This window comes from Nonomuraea sp. NPDC050680, from assembly GCF_040654555.1.
Lineage (GTDB): Bacteria > Actinomycetota > Actinomycetes > Streptosporangiales > Streptosporangiaceae > Nonomuraea.
This window is the reverse complement of record NZ_JBFAIF010000034.1, coordinates 40,236-58,709: the sequence shown is the minus strand read 5'-3', so window position 1 is coordinate 58,709 and position 18,474 is coordinate 40,236. Positions and strand designations below refer to the sequence as shown.

Sequence of the window (18,474 nt, the reverse complement as noted above, 5' to 3'; positions counted from 1 at the left end):
GAACTACGGCTACCCCGCCAACCTCTCACCCGTGGGAGCTGCGGGAGGGCCGAGCCGACGAGCGATAGCGGCCGGGTGTCTGACCGACCAGTTCGGTGAAGGCGTCGATGAAGCTGCTGGGGTTCGACCAGCCCAGCCGGATCGCCGTTTCGGTGACCGTGGCGCCGTCGCTGAGCTCGATCAGCGCCCGCTGGGTGCGTAGCAGGGTGCGCCACTGGTGGAAGCTCATCGACAGCTCGCTGCCGAACAGCCGGCTCAGGGTGCGTTCGCTGGCGCCGGTGCGGTGGCCCAGCTCGGCCAGGGTCGCCGGGCTTGCCGGGTCCACGTGGAGCAGGTCGGTGACCGCCTTGAGACGCCGGTCGTTCGGCTCCGGGAGGCGCAGCGGCTCCGGTGCGGCGCGGGCGAGCTCGCCGAGTACGACGTCGATCAGCAGCCGCGCACGGGGGCTCTCCAGCGGCTCGCCCTCGCTCATCAGCGCCAGATAGGCCTCGCGCAGCAACGCGCTCGCCACGAAGACCGACGGCTCGGCCGGCAGCTGTCCGGTCAGCGTCACGGGCAGCGACAGCACCCGGATGTCCGTCTCGCCGTACGCCTTGCTGCTGTGCACCGCGAAGGGCGGCACCCACATGATCCGACTGGCCGGCGCCACCCAGGTGCCCACCTGGGTCGCTGTGACCAAGGCCCCACGCGCGGCGTAGCGGAGCTGGCCGTAGTCGTGGAAGTGCGCGGCCACGTCGGCGCCATGGGCCAGCGCCGCCGACAACGGCGCATCGTCGGTGCAGAAGCTCGGCTCGAAGCTGGGGTCGGACACGCGATCGAGGCTACCCGCCACTGGCGGGTTATCGGAAGAACCTGGCGCGATACCGGTGGTGCGCCGGGTGCCGCAGACCGCATCGTGGAGACATGTCACAACAGATCAAGCTCGAGGACGCCGCGCCCAAGTCGTCCTCCCCCACCGCCGCACAGACGACCGGCACGATCGCAGTCTTCGGCGCGACGGGGCGACAGGGCGGGGCGGTGGTCGACGCGCTGCTGGACCACAAGGCCACCGTGCGGGCCCTGGTCCGCAACCCGCACTCCGACCGGGCTCAGGCGCTGGCCGCCCGCGGCGTCGAGCTGGCGGCCATCCGGACCGACGACCCGGCGTCGCTGGCCGCCGCGCTGACGGCGGTCGAGGCGTTCTACTTCATGACTCCGGAGGCGAACAACCTCGAAGAGGTCGAGACGGAGATCCGCATCGGCACCGCGCTCGTCGACGCGGCGGTCGCGGCACGCGTCCCGCACGTCGTGTTCAACTCGGTCTTCGGCGCGGACCGGGAGCGGGGTGTGCCGAACCACGACTCGAAGCACTCGATCGAGGAGCACCTGAGGAAGTCCGGCCTCAGGGCCGCGATGGTGCGCCCGACCCCGTTCATGGAGGAGATGGCACCGATCCTGGAGCACGGAGAGATCGTGCTGAGGCTGCCGCTGCCGGAGGATGCCGCCCTGAAGATGATCTCGGTCAGGGACGTCGGACGGGTCGCCGCCGCGCTCCTGCTCGACACCGCGAAGGCACCCGGCGAAGCAGTCGAGCTCGTCGGCGACGAGCTGACGGGCCCTCAGATCGCCGCGGCGTTCGGGGCGCGCGCCGGGCTCCCGGCACGGTACGAGGCCCTCCCGTTGAGCGTGCTTCCCAGCGACCTCGACAGGGCGATGTTCCGTCAGTTCGCGAAGGCTGCGGAACACCCGTCGGATCTTGCGGTGGTGCGGGCGATCGAGCCGGCCACCCTCGACCTGGCCGAGTGGATCCGATCCACCGGCTGGACCGCGCCCACAAACGTGGCTGGTTCCTGAGCCTCCGAGCCGGAACCAGTCGAAGTGCCGGTGCGACCGCCGCCGGTCCCGGCCAAGTTGATCTTTCACCTAAAGCGACGAGCACTGGAGCAGGAAATGAAGGCGATCACCTACACCGAGTTCGGCGGCCCGGAAGTCCTCCGCCTCGAAGAGGTCGACGAGCCGCACGCCGGACCCGGGCAGGTGCGGCTGAAGGTCGTGGCGGCAGGGGTCAACCCGCTCGACTCCAAGATCCGCAACGGGTGGCGGCCGCAGATCGCGCCGCCGTTCCCGGTGACCCCCGGCGTGGAGGCGGCCGGCGTCGTCGACGAGGTCGGCGAAGGCGTGACCGGCGTCGCGGTGGGTGACGAGGTCCTGGGCTGGACCCTCACCGGCGCGTACGCCGAGCACGCGCTGGCCGTCGACTTCGGCCCGAAGCCCGCAGACCTCGACTGGGACCTCGCCGCGGCACTGCCCGTCGCCGTCGAGACCTCGGTCCGCGTGCTCGACGCCCTCGGCGTCGGGGAAGGCGACACGCTCCTGCTGCACGGAGCCGCGGGTGTGACCGCCGCCGTCGGTGTTCAGCTCGCGGTCACCCGCGGCGCCACGGTCATCGGCACCGCCTCCCCCGGCAACCACGACTACCTGCGCTCGCTGGGCGCGATCCCGGTCGCCTACGGCGCCGGCCTCGCCGACCGGGTCCACGAGGCCGCACCGCAGGGCATCGACGCCGTGTACGACGCCGCGGGGGCAGGCGACCTTGAGATGTCGATCGACCTGCGCGGCGGCACCGACCGGATCATCACCATCGCCGATCAGAAGGCCGCCGAACTGGGCGTCACCTTCTCCGGCCCCGGCGCCCCGTTCGGTTCCCGCCTCGGCGAGTACGCCCGCCTCGCAGCCGACGGCAAGCTCACGGTGCGCATCGCGCAGAGCCTTGCGCTGGAGGACGCCGCGAAGGCGCAGGAGCTGAGCGCGAGCGGTCACGCCGCCGGGAAGCTCGTCCTGCGGCCGTAGCTCAGCGCCCGGCCGGCTGGGGAGGCACGACGGCAGCGCGTCACGATCCTGGCGAACCCGCGGCTCGTCAGCCTCCACCGGCCCTGCCTGCCGCAGGTGGCCGAGACCGCGGGCGAGCAGACCGCGGGCCCGGACGATGGCGTCCGGCCCAGCTGCCTTCTGCCAGCGACGTCCGATCTACCGTCCGACTGCTTCGACTAAGCGGTGCGGGCTACGGGAGGTAGCCCGCACAAACCCCGGCGGTCGCAGCCGCAGTGCCGGTAGCGGGCGTAGGACGTATCCGAACACGACTAGGTTCCCACCGTTCGACATCACAACCGGCTGGCGATTAACCGGCGATGGAAACCGGCAACAACCTTGCCGGAACCGCACCTCCGGGAAGCAACCCGAGCCGACGACCTACAGAATTACGCATTTTGCCTGGCCAAGCCTCGTGCCCCACTTCCCTGACACGGAAGGGGTCACTGGTTCAATCCCAGTATCGTCCACCATGCTCCATGGCAGATCTGCGCACGCAGGAGCCATAGCCCCAGCTCACGGCACCCGCCGGAAGCTGGGGTTTCTTGTTGCCATGGGTTGATCATGGCCGTTGTCATCACACGGCAGGCGCTGCGACGTTCGCCTGTGAGAACGCCACTGGAGCCCGGCTCGACCTGGTCGTCAGGGTGGCCGGGACGGTGTCGCCCACAGGTGCCGGTTGCCGGCCGACTACGGTCCCGTCCGGCGCACCGGTAGCGCGCCGGACGTCGGCACGGCAGACGGCCGGTGCCATCGCTAGAGGTGGGCGCCCCCTGCCGGGGGGCCGGCCTTGCGACCGACGCCGACCATCACCCACGCCTTGTCCGGTCTCTCGGTCAGAAAAGGGCTGTCGGGCCGCCACTCTCGGACGTACACCAGCCCGGGTTCGACCAGCTCCAGCCCGTCGAAGAAGGGCAGCACCGTCTCGCGCGTACGGGCGCCGCCTTCGGCGTGGCCCAGCATTCTCCGATAGAGGGCGACGATCGGCTCCGCCACCTCCGGGCGGGAGTCGAAGACGACGTGCGTGATGACGACGTGGCTGCCGGTCGGCAACGCCTCACGCAACTCGGCCACGCGACGGTAGGGCTCGCGGCCGTCCGGGATGTACTGCAGGACGCCGAACAGCAACACCGCCACCGGCCGGTCGAGGTCGATGACCGCCCGCAGGTCGGGGTCGGCCAGCAACTCGGCGGGATGCAGGATGTCGCCCTTGACGACGCCGGTCCCGGCCCCCCGGGCCAGGATCGCGCGGGCGTGCGCGAGCACCACCGGGTCGTTGTCCACGTAGGCCATGCGAGCCTCGGGGGCGAGGGATCGGGCCAGCTCGTGGGTGTTGGGTTCGCTCGGGAGCCCCGAGCCCAGGTTGATGAACTGGGTGATGCCCTGCTCCACGAGAAACCGGATCACCCGCCCCTGGAACGCCTGGTGCTCCTGCGCCATGACGCGGACCTCCGGCGCGGTGGCCAGCACGGCCTCAGCCGCCTCCCGGTCCACGGCGAAGTTGTCCTTGCCCCCGATGAAGTAATCGTGCATCCGGGCGAGGTTCGGTGTGCTGGAGTCGATTCCTGCGATCCACCGGGCCTCGTCACTCATGCGGCGTCTCCTCCACGTAGCGAATAGCTCTTTGATTATGCCCAACGACAGCAAGCTACGCCGTACCTGCAAAGACCGGACATAGTGCATCGAGACGGTGATGAGATGCGCTCATGTTTGGGCCTTGTCGGAGTCGCGCGGTCGACGGATGCTGGCGTCAGGCCCCCCAGCCATGTGAGGTGTCCGTGATGCGTCACCGATCCATCGCCGTCGTCCTCCTTCTTCTGACCGCCTTACTGGCCCCACCGGGGGGCAGGTCAGCGGCGGTCGCGGCGGAAAGCAGATCGGCGGTGGCCTCCGATGTGCGCGGGTTCGTCGACGCGCACAGCCACCTGTTCTCCTACGAGGCGTTCGGCGGCATGCTGCTGTGCGGGAAGCCGTTCGACCCCGGCGGCATCTCCCGCGCCCTGGCGGACTGCCCCGATCACTATCCCCATGGCGAGCTGGCCTGGTTCGAGAACTTCACCCGGACCGGCTCAGCGACCGGCACCCACGACCCGGTGGGCTGGCCCACGTTCCGCGACTGGCCGGCGCACGACTCGCTGACCCACCAGCAGGCGTACTACACGTGGGTGGAGCGGGCCTGGCGCGGCGGACTCCGGATCATGGTCAACGACCTGGTGGCCAACCGTCAGCTGTGCGCGATCTACCCGCTGAGGAAGAACTCCTGCGACGAGATGACCACGATCAGGCTGGAGGCGCAGCGGGCCCGTGAGCTGCAGGACTACATCGACGCCCAGTACGGCGGGCCCGGACGGGGCTGGTTCAGGATCGTGCTCGACCCGGCCGAGGCCAGGCGGACGGTCGAGGCGGGCAAGCTCGCCGTCGTTCTGGGGATCGAGACCTCCGAGCCGTTCGGCTGCCGCCAGATCCTCGGCATCCCGCAGTGCACCCAGGGGCAGATCGACCGGGGGCTGGAGGAGATGTACGCGCTCGGCGTACGGAGCATGTTCGTCTGCCACAAGTACGACAACGCCCTGTGCGGCGTACGCTTCGACTCCGGCACCCAGGGCGCCATCGTCAACCTGGGCAACCTGCTCAGCACCGGCTCCTTCTGGCAGGCGCGCACCTGCACCGGGCCCGCGCACGACAATCCGATCGATCCCGGCGGAGTCCTGCCCGACCAGCTGGCCGGGCTGCTGCCACCGGGTGTCTCGCTGCCGATCTATCCCCCGGCGCCGCACTGCAACACCAGAGGGCTGACCGCCCTGGGCGAGTACATGGTCAAGGGGATGATCCGGCGGGGCATGCTGGTGGAGCTCGACCACATGAGCGCGAAGGCCGCCGGCAGTACGCTCGCCATCCTTGAGGCGGCCGGCTACCCGGGCGTGATCTCCTCCCACAGCTGGGCCGACCCGAGCTACTTCGACCGGATCTACGCCCTTGGCGGGATGATCACGCAGTACGGGCACGACGCGCGGGACTTCGTCGCCGAGTGGCGCCGTACCCAGCCGCTCAGGCAGGCCCATCAGATCCCCGGCTACGGGTACGGCCTGGACGCCAACGGCCTGGGCCGGCTGCCCGCGCCCCGGGCCGGCAACGCCGCGAACCCGGTCACGTACCCCTTCACGTCCTTCGACGGGAGCGTGTCCCTGGACCGGCTGCGTACCGGCGACCGGGTCTGGGACGTCAACACGGACGGCGTCGCCAACTACGGCCTGGTGCCCGACTGGATCGAGGACATGCGGATCATCGCAGGCCCGGACATCGTGCGGGACATGGCCGCGGGCGCCGAGTCCTACCTGCGCACCTGGACGGCCGCCGCGGCCCGCCGCATCCCGTAGCCCGTGGCGATCGCTACTGACGGTCGTCTTTCCTGACTTCCGCGAGCCGGCGCTTCAGGCCAGGAGCTCGCGGGCCAAGGCTTCGCTCCACCACCGCTGGATCCGATCGGGCGGCCAGCCGCGTTCGGTGGTGAGCGTGGTGTAGACGTCGATGGTGCACATGGCCGCATAGACGTCGACGGCCGACGGCACGTCCAGCCCGTGCCGCAGCACACCGGCCGGCCAGGAGGAGAACACCTGGACCCGGGTCTCGTCGCCCCGCCGGCGGGCGTCACGGTAGAGGGCCGCCAGCTCGGGCTCGGTGCGGCCGGCCTCGCGCACCAGCGCGATGACGTCGCCCGCGCGCTCGAACAGCCGCCGGTCGTAGGCGGCCATCGCCGCCAGCTGCCGCCGGGGGTCGGATGCCGCGGCTTCAAGCTCCGCGAGCTGCTGGGATACGTCGGCCGACAGGTCGGCCGCGTCCGCCAGGGCCTGGGTCAGCCCGGCCTTGTTCCCGTACGCCGCGTAGACCGTCGGCACCGAGACTCCCGCCTCGCGCGCCACGTCGCGGACGGTCGTCGCCGCCCACCCTTGGGAGACGAAGAGCCGGCGGGCGGCCCCGGCGATCTCGGCCCGCGTCTCCCGCGCCTGCGTCGCCCGGCGCAAGGAGTCGTAGCGGCGCGGCCCCGGCTCTGCCGTCACTTGATCCTCCCGACTTTCCGCTGGTTGTAATGAATATATGACACCTCAACCAATCGCGGCGACCGCGGCTTCTCCCGGATCAGCGGCCGCGCCGCCCTGGGAGGTGAACGGTCGTGGACATCGCGCTAGTGGCCGCGTACGGCCTGGATCGCGGCGTCACGTGTGAGTGCGGCACCGCGGTCGTAGGCCGTGGCGAAGAGCGCCTCGCCGAGTAGGGCGCGGGCGCGTTCGGTGGGTCGCAGGAGGTTGTCGAAGCCGCTCAGGTCCGTCGTTCCCCGCAGCGCGGTGGCCAGGCCGAGCAGGTGAGCGGCGCGCGTGGGGTCGCCGTCGGCCAGGGCGAGCGCGGCGCGCAGGTGTGCCGCGCCGGCCAGGGTCGGCATGTCCACCGCGTCGGCGGCCAGCTCGATCGCGGTGTCCAGCAGCGGCCGGGCGCCGTCGGCGTCGCCGTCGAGCAGGGCGGCCATGGCCCGGTAGCAGCCGGCCGACGCCCGGACCGGAGGGTGGAGGGCCATGGCCTCCACCGCGTCGAGCTCGCGCCGGGCGGCCGCCCGCTCGCCGCTTCTGAGCAGGACCTCGGCCCGCGCCAGCCGGATGTACTCGATGCCTTCCTGCTTGCGCAGCTGCTCCGCGAAGTCCCAGGCCGCTCGCATGTCGCTCTGTGCCCGGTCGATCTCCCCCAGCCGCGCGCGGATGATCGCCAGGCCGGCCAGGATGGCCGCCTGATCTTCGAGGATGCCGAGCTCCCCGGCCAGGCGGAGCGCCTCCAGCCGCGCGTCGATCGAGGCGCTCAGGTCGCCCCGGCGGGCGTGGTGCTCGGCCAGTACGCGTAACGCCGAAGACAGGGCCCAGCGTTCGCCGAGGACCTCCAGCCCCGCACGGGCCTCTTTCAGGAGGGCGAAGGCTCGGGCGACCTCGCCCTCGTACTCCGCCACGATCGAGCGCATCATCAGCGTCGTCGCGCGCTCCCAGCCGGTGAGCCGCGGCAGCAGCCGATCGGCCGAACGCGCGGCGCCCGCCGGGTCGCCCAGCCAGACGGGCGCGAAGAGCAGCAGAACCCACCCGGACGCCTCGTCGCCCAGCCGGTCGCGCAGCTCCAGGCCGGTGTTCATCGCCTGCTGGGCCGCCTCGACCGCGCCGAGCCCGTGGTGGGCGAACGCCTCCAGCACCAGCCGCACCGGGCGCTGGGCTTCGGGCACCTCGCCGGGCAGGTCGAGGACGCCGCGCGCCCAGTGCATGCCTTCAAGGGACCTGCCTTCCAGGTACCAGAACCACCAGACGGCCGCGAGGAGCCGTACGCCCAGCTCCGCGTCCCCCACCTCGGCCGCGAGCCGCAGCGCGGCCAGGAGGTTGTCGTCCTCGGCCCGCAGCCGCGCCAGCCAGCGGAGCTGGTCCGCCTTGCGCAGCTCGGGGTCGGCGGTCTCGGCGAACCGGAGGAAGTGGCGGGCGTGCCGGTCGCGGACGGCCCGGTCCTGCCCGGCCTCGGTCAGCCGCGCCATCCCGTACGAACGGACGGTCTCCTGCATGCGGTAGCGCTCGCCGTACGGCTCGACCAGGGACTTGTCCACCAGGGCGGTGAGGACGTCCAGCACGTCGGCGACATCCGGCCCGCCGACCGCTTCGAGCGCGCCGGGGGCGGCGTCCGGCCCGCTCACCGCTTCGAGCGCGTCCAGCGTGGCGCCGCCGGGGAAGGCGGCCAGGAGCATCGCGAGCTCGCGTTCGCGGCCGGACAGCAGGTCCCAGCTCCAGTCGACGACCGCCTGCAAGGTCTGATGCCGGGGCAGGGCCGTGCGGCTACCGCTGCTGAGCAGGCGGAACCGGTCGTCCAGCTTGGCGGCGATCTGCTCGACGCTCAACGCGCGCATCCGCGCGGCGGCCAGCTCGATGGCCAGCGGCATCCCGTCGAGCCGTCCGCAGATCTCGACGACCGTGCCGGTGTTGTCCTCGTTCAGCACGAAGCCGGGGCGGACCAGGGCCGCGCGCTCGACGAAGAGCCGCACGGCCGGGTAGGACCGCGGATCGCGGACCGCGGCCGCCGGCCACTCCAGGGGCGGGATGGGATAGAGGCTCTCCCCGCCGATGGCCATCGACTCCCGGCTCGTCGCCAGGACGCGCAGGTCGGGGCAGGCACCGAGCAGCCGGTCGGCCAGGTGCGCGACGGCCGCCACGACGTGCTCGCAGTTGTCCAGGACGAGCAGCACCCGCCGCCCGTCCAGCTCCTCGGACAGCCGGTCCAGCGCCTCGGCCAGCCGGTCCGTGACGTCGCGAGCTGTGACGTCGCGGGCCGGGGTGTCGCGGGCCGGGGTGTCGCGGGCCGGGGTGTCGCGGGCCAGGGTGCCGCGGGCCAGGGTGCCGCGAGCCGGGGTGTCGCGAGCCGGGGTGTCGCGAGCCGGGGTGTCGTTGGCGGGCGCGGGCTCGAACCAGCCGGAGTCTCTGGCGCCGATCGCCGTGAGCACCGCGTGGGCGACGTCGAGCGGCTCGGTCACCGCCGCCAGTTCGACCAGCCAGACGCCGTCGGGGGCGAGTTCGGCGGAGCGCTGGGCGACCTCGGTGGCCAGCCGTGTCTTGCCCGCGCCTCCCGGGCCGACGACGGTGACCAGACGGCCGGCTTCCAGCGCCTTGGCCAGCTGCGCCAGCTCCTCCTCCCGGCCGACGAAGCTGGTCACCTGAGCGCGCAGATTGCTACGCCGGGTCCGGCGCCGGGGCTGGTGCCGAGGGTCGTGCCGGAGGAGGCCCAAGTGGACCTCGGCCAGCTCCACCGACGGGTCGACACCCAGCTCGTCGGCCAGCGTGCGCCGGGTCCGCTCATAGGCGTCCAGCGCGTCCGCCTGCCGACCGGACGCGTAGAGCGCGCGCATCAGCAGGCCCTGCAGGCGCTCGCGCAACGGGTGGGCGGCGGCCAGGGGGCGCAGCTCGGCGAGAACGTCGGTGCCTTCGGCGAGTTCGAGCTCCAGTCGTTCTTCGGCGGCCGACAGGCGCAGCTCGCTCAGGCGTACCGCCTCGTGGGCGGCGAACGGCAGGTCGGCGAGATCCGCGAGCGCGGGCCCGCGCCACAGGCTTTCGGCCGCACGCAGCGCCGCGAGGTCGCCGGCGCTCGCCAGCCTCTCGAAGCGCGTGACGTCGACCGCGTCGGGCTCGATCGCCAGCCGGTAGCCGGGCGGCAGCGACTCGATCGTCGCGGCGCCGGCCAACCGGCGGGTGCGGGAGACCAGTGCCTGCAGGGCGTTGGCGCTGCCCGTCGGCGGCTCATCGCCCCAGATGGCCGCGATGAGCACCTCGACCGGCACGACCCGACCGGCCGCCAGCGCGAGCCTGGCCACCAGCGCGCGCAACCTCGTGCCCGGGATCTCGATCGGCCGGCCGTCGTCGGCCCACATCTCGAACGGGCCCAGCAGCATCACACGCACGCCCCAAGCTTGCCACCCGCCGGACGGCGCCCGTCCACGACGCCCGCGGGTGCCGGTCCTCTCGCCGCGTCGCCCTCCGCGGCCCGCGACACCCCGGCCCGCGACCGGTGCCGGTCCTCTCACCGCGTCGTCTTCCGCAGGTGCCGGCCCTCCCGCCGCGTTGGCTTCCGCCGGTCCTTCGCCGGTGCTAGCTTTCGCCCCGTGATCCTGAATGTGGTCTTCCTGCTCGGGGCGCTGGCCTTGATCGTGGCCAACGGGATCTTCGTCGCGGCGGAGTTCTCCCTGGTGACCGTCGAGCGCGTACGGGTCCACCAGCTGGCGGAGTCCGGCGACCGGGGCGCGCAGGGGATCGAGGCCGCGGTGCGGCGGCTGTCGTTCCACCTGTCCGGGGCGCAGCTGGGCATCACCGTCACGTCGCTGCTGCTCGGCGTCGTGTCCGAGCCCGCCATCGCCGGCCTGCTGGAGCCGCTTCTGGGCGGCGTCCCCGCCGCTCCCGGCATCGCCGTCGTCCTGGCGATCGTCATCTCGACGGTGGCGCAGATGGTCCTGGGCGAGCTGGTGCCCAAGAACGCCGCCCTGTCGAGGCCGATGGCCGTGGCCAGGGTAGCGACGCCGCCGCAGCGCGTGTTCTCCGCCGCGTTCGGGCCGCTGATCAAGCTGTGCAACGCGGTGGCCAACGGCATCGTCCGCTGGGTGGGGGCCGAGCCGCAGGAGGAGCTCGCCTCGGCCCGCTCCCCCGAGGAGCTGAGCCTGCTCGTCCGGCTGTCGGCGGAGGCGGGGGCGCTCCAGCCGAGCACCGCCGCCATGCTCCAGCGAGCCCTGCGCTTCGGCGGCAAGATCGCGGCGGAGGCGATGACCCCCCGTACGGACTGCGTGACCATTGGCGGATCCACCAGCGTCGCCGAGTTCCTCAGGCTGGCCCGCCGCACCCGGCATCTGCGCATCCCCGTGTGCGGTACGGAACTGGACGACATCCTCGGCGTGGCGAGCGTGCCGCGCGCGTGCGCCGTGCCGGAGAAGGAGCGGGAACGGACGCCGGTGGCCACGATCGTCAGGCCGGCGGTCCAGGTGCCCGAGTCGGTGAGCCTGGAGGTGGTCCAGGAACGGCTCCGCTCGGCGGGCGTCGAGATGGCCGTGGTGATCGACGAGTACGGCGGCTTCGCGGGCGTCGTCACCGCGGAGGACCTGGTGGAGGAGCTGATCGGCGACATCGCCGACGAGTACGACCTGCCGGAGGAGGAGTCGGCCGAGCCCGCGGCCGCCCTGCTCGCGCCGGGCGCCTCGGTGAGCGTGCCGGCCGTGCTGAGGGCGGACGAGGTCGAGGAACGTACCGGCTTCCGCATGCCCGAGGGGCCCTACGAGACGCTCGCGGGGCTGGTGCTGGCCCGGCTCGGCCGCATCCCCGATCCGGGCGACGAGGTGGAGGTGGCCGGGTGGACGCTCCGGGTGGAGGCCATGCGTAGCCGGCGGATCGAGCAGGTCACCCTCACCGCGCCGAGGCGGGAGCTGCCATGACCATCGCCGACGGCTTGGCCCTCGTGCTGCTCCTGGCCGTCAACGGGTTCTTCGTGGGGGCCGAGTTCGCCCTCATCTCGGCGCGTCACACCCAGATCGAGCCGCTGGCGCGGGCGGGTTCACGCCGGGCGCAGGCGGTGCTCGCCGCCATGAACACGGTGCCCACGATGCTCGCCGCGGCCCAGCTGGGCGTGACGCTGGCCTCGCTGATGCTCGGCGCGTTCGGCGAACCGGTGGTGTCGCGGGCCGTGGAGCCGCTGTTCGCGGCCGTGGGGCTGCCCGAGGAGATGGTGCATCCGGTCGCCTTCACGCTGGCGCTGCTCCTGGTGGTGTCGGCGCACGTGATCATCGGGGAGATGGTGCCGAAGAACCTCGCGCTGTCCGGCCCGGACACGGCGGCGCTGTGGCTGGTGCCCGCGTTGTTCGTCCTCGCCCGGGCGATCGGCCCGCTGCTCACGTTGATCCAGGCCATGGCGGGCGCGGCGCTCCGGCTGCTGCGGATCCCGCCGGCCGACGAGATCCACACCGTCTACACCTCGGCCGAGCTGCCGGTGCTGATCGAGGAGTCCCGCCGGCACAAACTGCTCCGGCAGGACGAGCGGGACCGGATGATCGCCACACTCGCGCTGCACGCCCGGCCGGTCGTCACGGTCATGGTGCCCATCGGCGAGGTGGTGAGCGTCCCCGCCACGATCGACAGCCTCGGGCTGCAGGAATACTCGGGCCGCCACGGGCACTCCCGCTTCCCCGTGCACGGGGACAGCCCCGCCGAGTTGCGGGGCTACCTGCACGTCCTGGACGCGCTCAACGGGCACGGATCCCGTCAGCCGCTGCCGATCCGCGCCCTGCCGCTGATCGCCGGCACGGCGACGCTCGCGGACGTCCTGGCGACCATGCGTCAGCGCCGCGCCCAGCTCGCCGCCGTGACCGGCGACAGGGGGCAGGTGCTCGGCGTGGTCACCTTGGACGACGTGCTCAGCGGGATAGTTCGCCAGCCGTCCCGAGGCCCTTCATGACGACCTTCATCACCATCTCGATGTGCGCGGCGGCACGACGCGCATCCGTTCGCGACATCGGGCCGGAGACTCAGGGCATCTTGTATTCCGCGGCCTTGCCGCAGTAACTGACCCCGATCGGCGAGCCGCTGAACCGGCACACCTGTACGACCACGCGATCGATGGCGGCGACCCCGGCCGGATCCGACAGCGAGAAGGAGAGCGGGACCTGGGCGTCGTCCGCCTTGTAGGTTTCCGAGTCGACGAGGGTGGTGCCGTTGTAGGCGTGGAAGACGGCGCTGGAGTACATGCCGTCCCGGGCGCAGGGCGAGAGGGCGGCGTCATCGGACAGGTACCCGTCGACCTTGACGGTCGGCCGGATCACGGGCCCCGCCGGCCAGTCCAGCGTCCCTTCGGTGATCCCGTGAAAGCATGAGTCGCCGGAGTCGGCGTAGAACCGCACCGCCGCTTGGGCCGACGCCGCCACGGGCTGGAGCGCCGGCAGAGCGGCGGCTACCAGGGCGCCCAGCACCAGGTGAACAGGTAAACGCATACGATGTGACCCTTCCCCGTCATGGTGAATCCGAGCCCTCATCGTGAACGACAGATCCAGGCTGCGCCACCCCCTCACGCGCCAGTGACCTCCTGACAGGTGGCCTGGGCAGTGGGAGTGGCCGTCCCGAGCTCCTTCATGACGACGCCCGCCTTCATCACGATCTCGATGTGCGCGGGATCGGCCAGCGCGTGGATGTCCCGCAGCGGGTCGGCGTCGGTGACCACGAGATCGGCGAGCTTGCCCGTCTCCAACGTGCACACCTCGTCGGAGATGCCGAGCGCCTCGGCCGCGGTCCGGGTGCCGGCGATGAGGGCGTCCATCGCCGTCTGGCCCGCAGGCCCGGCGGCACCTGACCGGGTGCCCCGCGGCGTGTGAGAGTTGCGCCGACCCCCGGCAATCGGTCAAGATCAGTTCATCTGCACAGGGGTCTGGGCAGAAAGCGCAAACTTGACATCCGTCTTAAGCGGCATCTTTATCTGGAAGGTTAGGAGATCCCGCTTTAAGGCGTGACAGCGCGACGAGGCGCCAGGACACTCAGCTTAGAGACATATAAGCGACAAAAGAGGAGACGACGTCGTGTCGGATGAATCCTTTGACAACGATCCCGCTCTCCCCTCCAAGATCGACGCCAGCAAGCCGCACCAGGCCCGGGTGTGGAACTATTGGCTGGGCGGAAAGGACAACTACCCGGTAGATCGCGAGCACGCCGAGCAACTCCGGCAGATCTATCCGGGAATGGAGGACATCGCCCGCCACGCCCGCGCATTCCTGGGCCGCGCCGTCCGCTATCTGGCGGAGGATGCCGGCATCCGGCAGTTCCTGGATATCGGCACCGGGCTGCCGACGGTCGACAACACCCATGAGGTCGCCCAGCGGGTGGACCCGGCCTGCCGCGTCGTCTATGTCGACAACGATCCCCTGGTGCTGGTGCACGCCCAGGCGCTCCTGGCCAGCGGCCCTCGGGGCGCCTGCGACTACATCGAGGCCGATGTACGCGATCCGGGCGCCATCCTGGAGTTCGCGGCCAAGACGCTGGACTTCAGCCGGCCGACCGCGCTCATGCTCCTCGGCGTGATGGGCACGATCTTCGACGACGACCAGGCGCACGCGCTGACGCGGCAGCTGCTGGACGCCCTGCCGTCGGGCAGCTACCTGGTGTTCGAAGACGGTACGAACACCATCAAACCCGACGCGGCCGCGGAGGCTGGACGGCTCCATAACGAGGAGCAGTCGTACTCCTACCGCCTGCGCACCCCGGACGAGATCGCCCGGTTCTTCGACGGCCTGGAGCTGGTGGATCCGGGCGTCGTCTCCGTCTCCCGGTGGCGGGTGGAGTCCTCGGTGTTCGGCGTGCCCGACGAGGTGGACGCCTTCGGCGCCGTGGCCCGCAAGCCATAGCCCTACAGGGAGGCGGCGATCTCGTCGATGATCGCCGGGGTCGCGGTCAACGGCTGTGCGTGGATGCCCAGCTCGTCCATCAGGTGCTGGTACGGGTGCACGTCTGATGCTTTGGTGAGATATTGCGCGCTGGCGATCTGCTCGAGGTAGACCACGTCGTCGAGCTCGGCCTGGGCGAAGCGCAGCATGGTGATGGGGCCGACCCCGCCGAGGTGACCGCAGTAGCTGAACGGAAGCACCTGGATGGTGACGTGCGGGAGCTTCGCCATCTCCTTGAGGTGCTCGAGCTGCCCGCGCATCGTGGCGCCGTCTCCGACCCGGCGGCGCAGGGCCGCCTCGTCCAGCACCACCCAGAGCTTGGGCGCCATGGGCCGCGAGAGGATCCGCCGACGGCGCGTCCGGAGCGCGAGCCGGCGCTCGATCTCCTCGGGCGGCCGGCCCCGGTGGCCGCAGGTGATCACCGCACGGGCGTAGTCCTCGGTCTGGAGCAGGCCGGGGACGTACTGGACCTCGTAGGTACGGATCATCGCCGCGTCCTGCTCCAGCCCGAGATAGTCCTCGAACCAGTCGGGCACCACCTCGCGGTATTCGTGCCACCAGCCGGGCGCGTTGGCCTGCTTGGTCAGCGAGAACACGGCCTCGCGCTCGGTCTCCTCGACCACGCCGTAGAGGGTGAGCAGGTCGGCCACGTCGCGCAGCTTGAAACCGGTCCGCCCGCATTCCAGGCGGCTGATTTTGGAATGCGAACTCCGGATGGCGTATCCCGCGGCTTCACGCGTGATCTCTCGCGACTCACGCAGCCGGCGTAGTTGCCTGCCCACCAATATCCGCAGCGCCGTCGGCCCGGACTGACGAGTCTCCCAACCTGGAATTTCGGTCAGGTCGTCAATATTCCGAGCATTCGGCATATACGCTCCTAGGTCGGAAACTGTGGCAGTCTGACGCATCGACAATCCTGCCACGCTAGCCAGCTCCGCCGCCACGAGCCAGGTTAATTGCGGAAATACCAGGTCACGGGATGGGCACAGCGCCTGACTGCCACTTGACCGCCGTCTGACCGCCGCCGATCTGGATAGGGAACTGGCATGAAAGTCGTCATCTTCGGTGCCACCGGCATGGTGGGGCAGGGCGTACTCCGGGAATGCCTGGCCGATGAGCGGGTGGTGGCCGTGCTCACGGTCGGCCGCACCCCCACCGGGCGTACCCATGACAAGCTGCGCGAGCTCGTGCACGCCGATCTGCTCGACCTCACGCCGATCGAGGCCGAGCTGTCCGGCTACGACGCGTGCTTCTTCTGCCTCGGCGTCTCCTCTGCGGGCATGAGCGAGAAGGACTACCGGCGCGTCACCTACGACTGCACGCTGGCCGCCGGCCAGACGCTGGCCAGGCTCAACCCCGGCTCGACGTTCGTCTACGTGTCCGGGGCGGGCACCGACGAGCACGGCCGGGCGATGTGGGCCCGGGTCAAGGGCCAGACCGAGAACGCGCTGCTGGCCCTGCCCTTGGAGGCGTACATGTTCCGGCCCGGCTACATCCAGCCCATGCACGGCGTCACCTCGCGGACGACCTGGTATCGGCTGGCGTACGTGGTGACGGCGCCCTTCTACCCGATGCTGCGGCTGCTCTTGCCCACGGCGGTGACCACGACCGAGCGGATCGGCCAAGCCATGATCACCGTGGCGGACCGCGGCGCGCCCCAGCGGGTGCTCGGGCCACCGGAGATCAACGCCCTCCAAGGCTGACCCGCGCGGAATAACCTCGGACCACACGCTGCTTGGGTGGTTGTTGAACTTTCAATAGTACGAGGTGATGAGCGATATGCAGTTCGGGATCTTCAGTGTGGGCGACGTGACCATGGACCCCACCACCGGCAGGACGCCGACGGAGCATGAGCGCATCAAGGCGATGGTGGCCATCGCGGTCAAGGCCGAGGAGGTCGGGCTGGACGTGTTCGCGACCGGCGAGCATCACAACCCGCCGTTCGTGCCGTCCTCCCCCACCACCATGCTGGGCTACATCGCGGCCAAGACCGAGCGGCTCACGCTGTCCACGGCCACGACGCTGATCACGACCAACGACCCGGTCAAGATCGCCGAGGACTTCGCGATGCTGCAGCACCTGGCCGACGGCCGGGTCGACCTGATGCTGGGCCGGGGCAACACCGGGCCCGTCTACCCATGGTTCGGGCAGGACATCAGGCAGGGCCTCCCGCTGGCCGTCGAGAACTACGCCCTGCTCCACCGGCTCTGGCGCGAGGACGTCGTCGACTGGGAGGGCCGTTTCCGCACGCCGCTGCAGGGCTTCACGGCCACGCCACGGCCGCTGAACGGGGTGCCGCCCTTCGTGTGGCACGGCTCGATCCGCAGCCCGGAGATCGCCGAGCAGGCCGCCTACTACGGCGACGGGTTCTTCGCCAACAACATCTTCTGGCCGAAGGAGCACTTCATCCGGCTGATCACCCTCTACCGCCAGCGGTACGCCCATTACGGGCACGGCACGCCCGAGCAGGCCATCGTGGGGCTCGGCGGGCAGGTGTTCATGCGGAAGAACTCGCAGGACGCGGTGCGCGAGTTCCGCCCGTACTTCGACAACGCCCCCGTGTACGGGCACGGCCCGTCACTGGAGGAGTTCACCGAGGAGACGCCGCTCACGGTGGGCAGCCCGCAGCAGGTCATCGACAGGACGCTGACGTTCCGGGAGTCGTTCGGCGACTACCAGCGGCAGTTGTTCCTGATGGACCACGCGGGGTTGCCGCTGAAGACGGTCCTGGAGCAGCTGGACATCCTCGGGGAGGAGGTCGTGCCGGTGCTGCGCCGGGAGTTCGCGGTGAACCGGCCGGCCGAGGTGCCCGACGGTCCCGTCCACACCACCCGCGACCGTCTGACCGCCTGACTGCTCGACTGAGCTCGACCTGGAGAAGATCGGAGGAGTGTTCATGAAGCTCGTCGTCGTCACGGCGGGTCTGACCCAGCCATCGTCCACCCGCCTGCTCGCCGACCGCCTCACCGAGGCGACCGTGCGGCGACTCGCCGACCGGCCGACCGAGGCGACCGTCGGGCGGCTCGGCGACCGGCCGAGCGAGGCCGCCGAGGCGGGTGTGGAGCGGCTCGGCGAGTCGCCGACCGGGACGACTGTGCGGGTGATCGAGTTGCGTGATCTCGCCGTCGACATCGCGAACAACTTCGTCACCGGCTTCCCCGGCGCCAAGCTGCGCGAGGCGATCGAGGCGGTGACGGAGGCCGACGGCCTGATCGCGGTCACGCCCGTCTTCAGCGCCTCCTACAGCGGCCTGTTCAAGTCGTTCTTCGACGTCATGGACCCCACCTCGCTGGTGGGCAAGCCGACGCTCATCGCGGCGACCGGCGGTACGCCACGGCACTCGCTGGTATTGGAGCACGCGCTGCGGCCGCTGTTCGCGTACCTGAGGGCCATGGTGATGCCGACCGCCGTCTACGCGGCGTCGGAGGACTGGGGCGGCGGGGGTGACGACTACGCGGACGGCCTGGCGGAGCGGATCGAGCGCGCCGCGAGCGAACTGGCCGACCTGCTGCGCAGCCGTACGCCGGCACCCGCGCCGGAGGCGGACGTCGTACCGTTCGAGCAGCAACTAGCCGCACTACGCCGATAAGGGGCCCAATTTCACAACAAAAGCCCCGAAGGTTGACTCCTGCGAGTATGGTTCGTTAGGAAGCTTTCCTAAC

Annotated in this window: 16 protein-coding genes; 9 read left to right on the top strand and 7 right to left on the bottom strand. The window is 70.9% G+C overall.

The features are described 5' to 3' along the window. Positions 1-25: 25 nt before the first annotated feature. Positions 26-811, bottom strand: coding sequence for an AraC family transcriptional regulator (locus AB0H88_RS49725; protein WP_357656841.1), 786 nt, complete (start codon positions 809-811; stop codon positions 26-28). A gap of 92 nt (positions 812-903) precedes the next feature. Between AB0H88_RS49725 and AB0H88_RS49720 the strand changes: the two genes are divergently transcribed. Further along, a complete protein-coding gene (locus AB0H88_RS49720) occupies positions 904-1,833 on the top strand; it encodes an NmrA/HSCARG family protein (protein ID WP_357656840.1) in 930 nt (309 codons plus the stop codon). A 96-nt stretch (positions 1,834-1,929) separates the two neighbouring features. Continuing rightward, positions 1,930-2,829 carry an NADP-dependent oxidoreductase gene (locus AB0H88_RS49715; protein WP_357656838.1) on the top strand — a complete coding sequence of 300 codons (900 nt, stop codon included), beginning with the start codon at positions 1,930-1,932 and terminating at the stop codon, positions 2,827-2,829. A gap of 774 nt (positions 2,830-3,603) precedes the next feature. On the opposite strand, the gene AB0H88_RS49710 is transcribed toward AB0H88_RS49715, so the two are convergent. After that, complete coding sequence (locus AB0H88_RS49710; protein ID WP_357656836.1) at positions 3,604-4,440, bottom strand: SAM-dependent methyltransferase; 837 nt, start codon at positions 4,438-4,440, stop codon at positions 3,604-3,606. Between the two features lie 290 nt (positions 4,441-4,730). Here AB0H88_RS49710 and AB0H88_RS49705 point away from each other — a divergent pair, with 290 nt between their 5' ends. Then, a complete protein-coding gene (locus AB0H88_RS49705) occupies positions 4,731-6,224 on the top strand; it encodes a Coagulation factor 5/8 type domain-containing protein (RefSeq protein WP_357656835.1) in 1,494 nt (497 codons plus the stop codon). A 54-nt stretch (positions 6,225-6,278) separates the two neighbouring features. On the opposite strand, the gene AB0H88_RS49700 is transcribed toward AB0H88_RS49705, so the two are convergent. Further along, entirely contained in the window at positions 6,279-6,905 is a 627-nt protein-coding gene (locus tag AB0H88_RS49700) for a helix-turn-helix domain-containing protein (RefSeq protein WP_357656833.1), read from the bottom strand. A 125-nt stretch (positions 6,906-7,030) separates the two neighbouring features. Then, on the bottom strand, positions 7,031-10,300 hold the full coding sequence (locus AB0H88_RS49695) for a BTAD domain-containing putative transcriptional regulator (RefSeq protein ID WP_357656881.1): 3,270 nt from the start codon (positions 10,298-10,300) through the stop codon (positions 7,031-7,033). A 210-nt stretch (positions 10,301-10,510) separates the two neighbouring features. On the opposite strand from AB0H88_RS49695, the gene AB0H88_RS49690 reads away from it, so the two are divergent. Next, positions 10,511-11,824, top strand: a complete 1,314-nt coding sequence (locus AB0H88_RS49690; RefSeq protein ID WP_357656832.1) for a hemolysin family protein — start codon at positions 10,511-10,513, stop codon at positions 11,822-11,824. Further along, complete coding sequence (locus tag AB0H88_RS49685) at positions 11,821-12,840, top strand: hemolysin family protein (RefSeq protein ID WP_357656830.1); 1,020 nt, start codon at positions 11,821-11,823, stop codon at positions 12,838-12,840. Before AB0H88_RS49690 ends, AB0H88_RS49685 begins: the two co-directional genes overlap by 4 nt. Positions 12,841-12,910: 70 nt before the next feature. On the opposite strand, the gene AB0H88_RS49680 is transcribed toward AB0H88_RS49685, so the two are convergent. Continuing rightward, the gene (locus AB0H88_RS49680; protein WP_357656828.1) at positions 12,911-13,372 is read right to left on the bottom strand and encodes a hypothetical protein; all 462 of its coding nucleotides are present in this window, start codon (positions 13,370-13,372) and stop codon (positions 12,911-12,913) included. Positions 13,373-13,446: 74 nt separating this feature from the next. Further along, entirely contained in the window at positions 13,447-13,695 is a 249-nt protein-coding gene (locus AB0H88_RS49675) for an amidohydrolase family protein (protein WP_357656826.1), read from the bottom strand. Positions 13,696-13,951: 256 nt separating this feature from the next. On the opposite strand from AB0H88_RS49675, the gene AB0H88_RS49670 reads away from it, so the two are divergent. Next, positions 13,952-14,773 (top strand): SAM-dependent methyltransferase, encoded by an 822-nt coding sequence (locus AB0H88_RS49670; RefSeq protein WP_357656824.1) that lies wholly within the window; start codon positions 13,952-13,954, stop codon positions 14,771-14,773. A 2-nt stretch (positions 14,774-14,775) separates the two neighbouring features. On the opposite strand, the gene AB0H88_RS49665 is transcribed toward AB0H88_RS49670, so the two are convergent. Then, positions 14,776-15,681, bottom strand: a complete 906-nt coding sequence (locus tag AB0H88_RS49665; RefSeq protein WP_357656822.1) for a helix-turn-helix transcriptional regulator — start codon at positions 15,679-15,681, stop codon at positions 14,776-14,778. A 177-nt stretch (positions 15,682-15,858) separates the two neighbouring features. On the opposite strand from AB0H88_RS49665, the gene AB0H88_RS49660 reads away from it, so the two are divergent. From AB0H88_RS49660 to AB0H88_RS49650, 3 genes are all read left to right on the top strand, one after another. Then, complete coding sequence (locus AB0H88_RS49660) at positions 15,859-16,515, top strand: NAD(P)H-binding protein (protein ID WP_357656820.1); 657 nt, start codon at positions 15,859-15,861, stop codon at positions 16,513-16,515. 76 nt (positions 16,516-16,591) lie between these two features. Next, positions 16,592-17,665: an LLM class flavin-dependent oxidoreductase gene (locus tag AB0H88_RS49655; protein WP_357656880.1), complete on the top strand. Its 1,074-nt coding sequence runs from the start codon at positions 16,592-16,594 to the stop codon at positions 17,663-17,665. 43 nt (positions 17,666-17,708) lie between these two features. Next, on the top strand, positions 17,709-18,401 hold the full coding sequence (locus tag AB0H88_RS49650) for an FMN reductase (RefSeq protein WP_357656819.1): 693 nt from the start codon (positions 17,709-17,711) through the stop codon (positions 18,399-18,401). The last annotated feature ends 73 nt before the right edge of the window (positions 18,402-18,474 follow it).

Excerpts from the sequence above, each read along its gene's own strand:
- AB0H88_RS49710 (WP_357656836.1), bottom strand. The coding sequence starts at position 4,440 with ATGAGTGACGAGGCCCGGTGGATCGCAGGAATCGACTCCAGCACACCG.
- AB0H88_RS49675 (WP_357656826.1), bottom strand. The coding sequence starts at position 13,695 with ATGGACGCCCTCATCGCCGGCACCCGGACCGCGGCCGAGGCGCTCGGC.
- AB0H88_RS49685 (WP_357656830.1), top strand. The coding sequence starts at position 11,821 with ATGACCATCGCCGACGGCTTGGCCCTCGTGCTGCTCCTGGCCGTCAAC.
- AB0H88_RS49665 (WP_357656822.1), bottom strand. The coding sequence starts at position 15,681 with ATGCCGAATGCTCGGAATATTGACGACCTGACCGAAATTCCAGGTTGG.
- AB0H88_RS49720 (WP_357656840.1), top strand. The coding sequence starts at position 904 with ATGTCACAACAGATCAAGCTCGAGGACGCCGCGCCCAAGTCGTCCTCC.
- AB0H88_RS49715 (WP_357656838.1), top strand. The coding sequence starts at position 1,930 with ATGAAGGCGATCACCTACACCGAGTTCGGCGGCCCGGAAGTCCTCCGC.
- AB0H88_RS49695 (WP_357656881.1), bottom strand. The coding sequence starts at position 10,300 with ATGCTGCTGGGCCCGTTCGAGATGTGGGCCGACGACGGCCGGCCGATC.
- AB0H88_RS49655 (WP_357656880.1), top strand. The coding sequence starts at position 16,592 with ATGCAGTTCGGGATCTTCAGTGTGGGCGACGTGACCATGGACCCCACC.
- AB0H88_RS49650 (WP_357656819.1), top strand. The coding sequence starts at position 17,709 with ATGAAGCTCGTCGTCGTCACGGCGGGTCTGACCCAGCCATCGTCCACC.
- AB0H88_RS49680 (WP_357656828.1), bottom strand. The coding sequence starts at position 13,372 with ATGCGTTTACCTGTTCACCTGGTGCTGGGCGCCCTGGTAGCCGCCGCT.
- AB0H88_RS49660 (WP_357656820.1), top strand. The coding sequence starts at position 15,859 with ATGAAAGTCGTCATCTTCGGTGCCACCGGCATGGTGGGGCAGGGCGTA.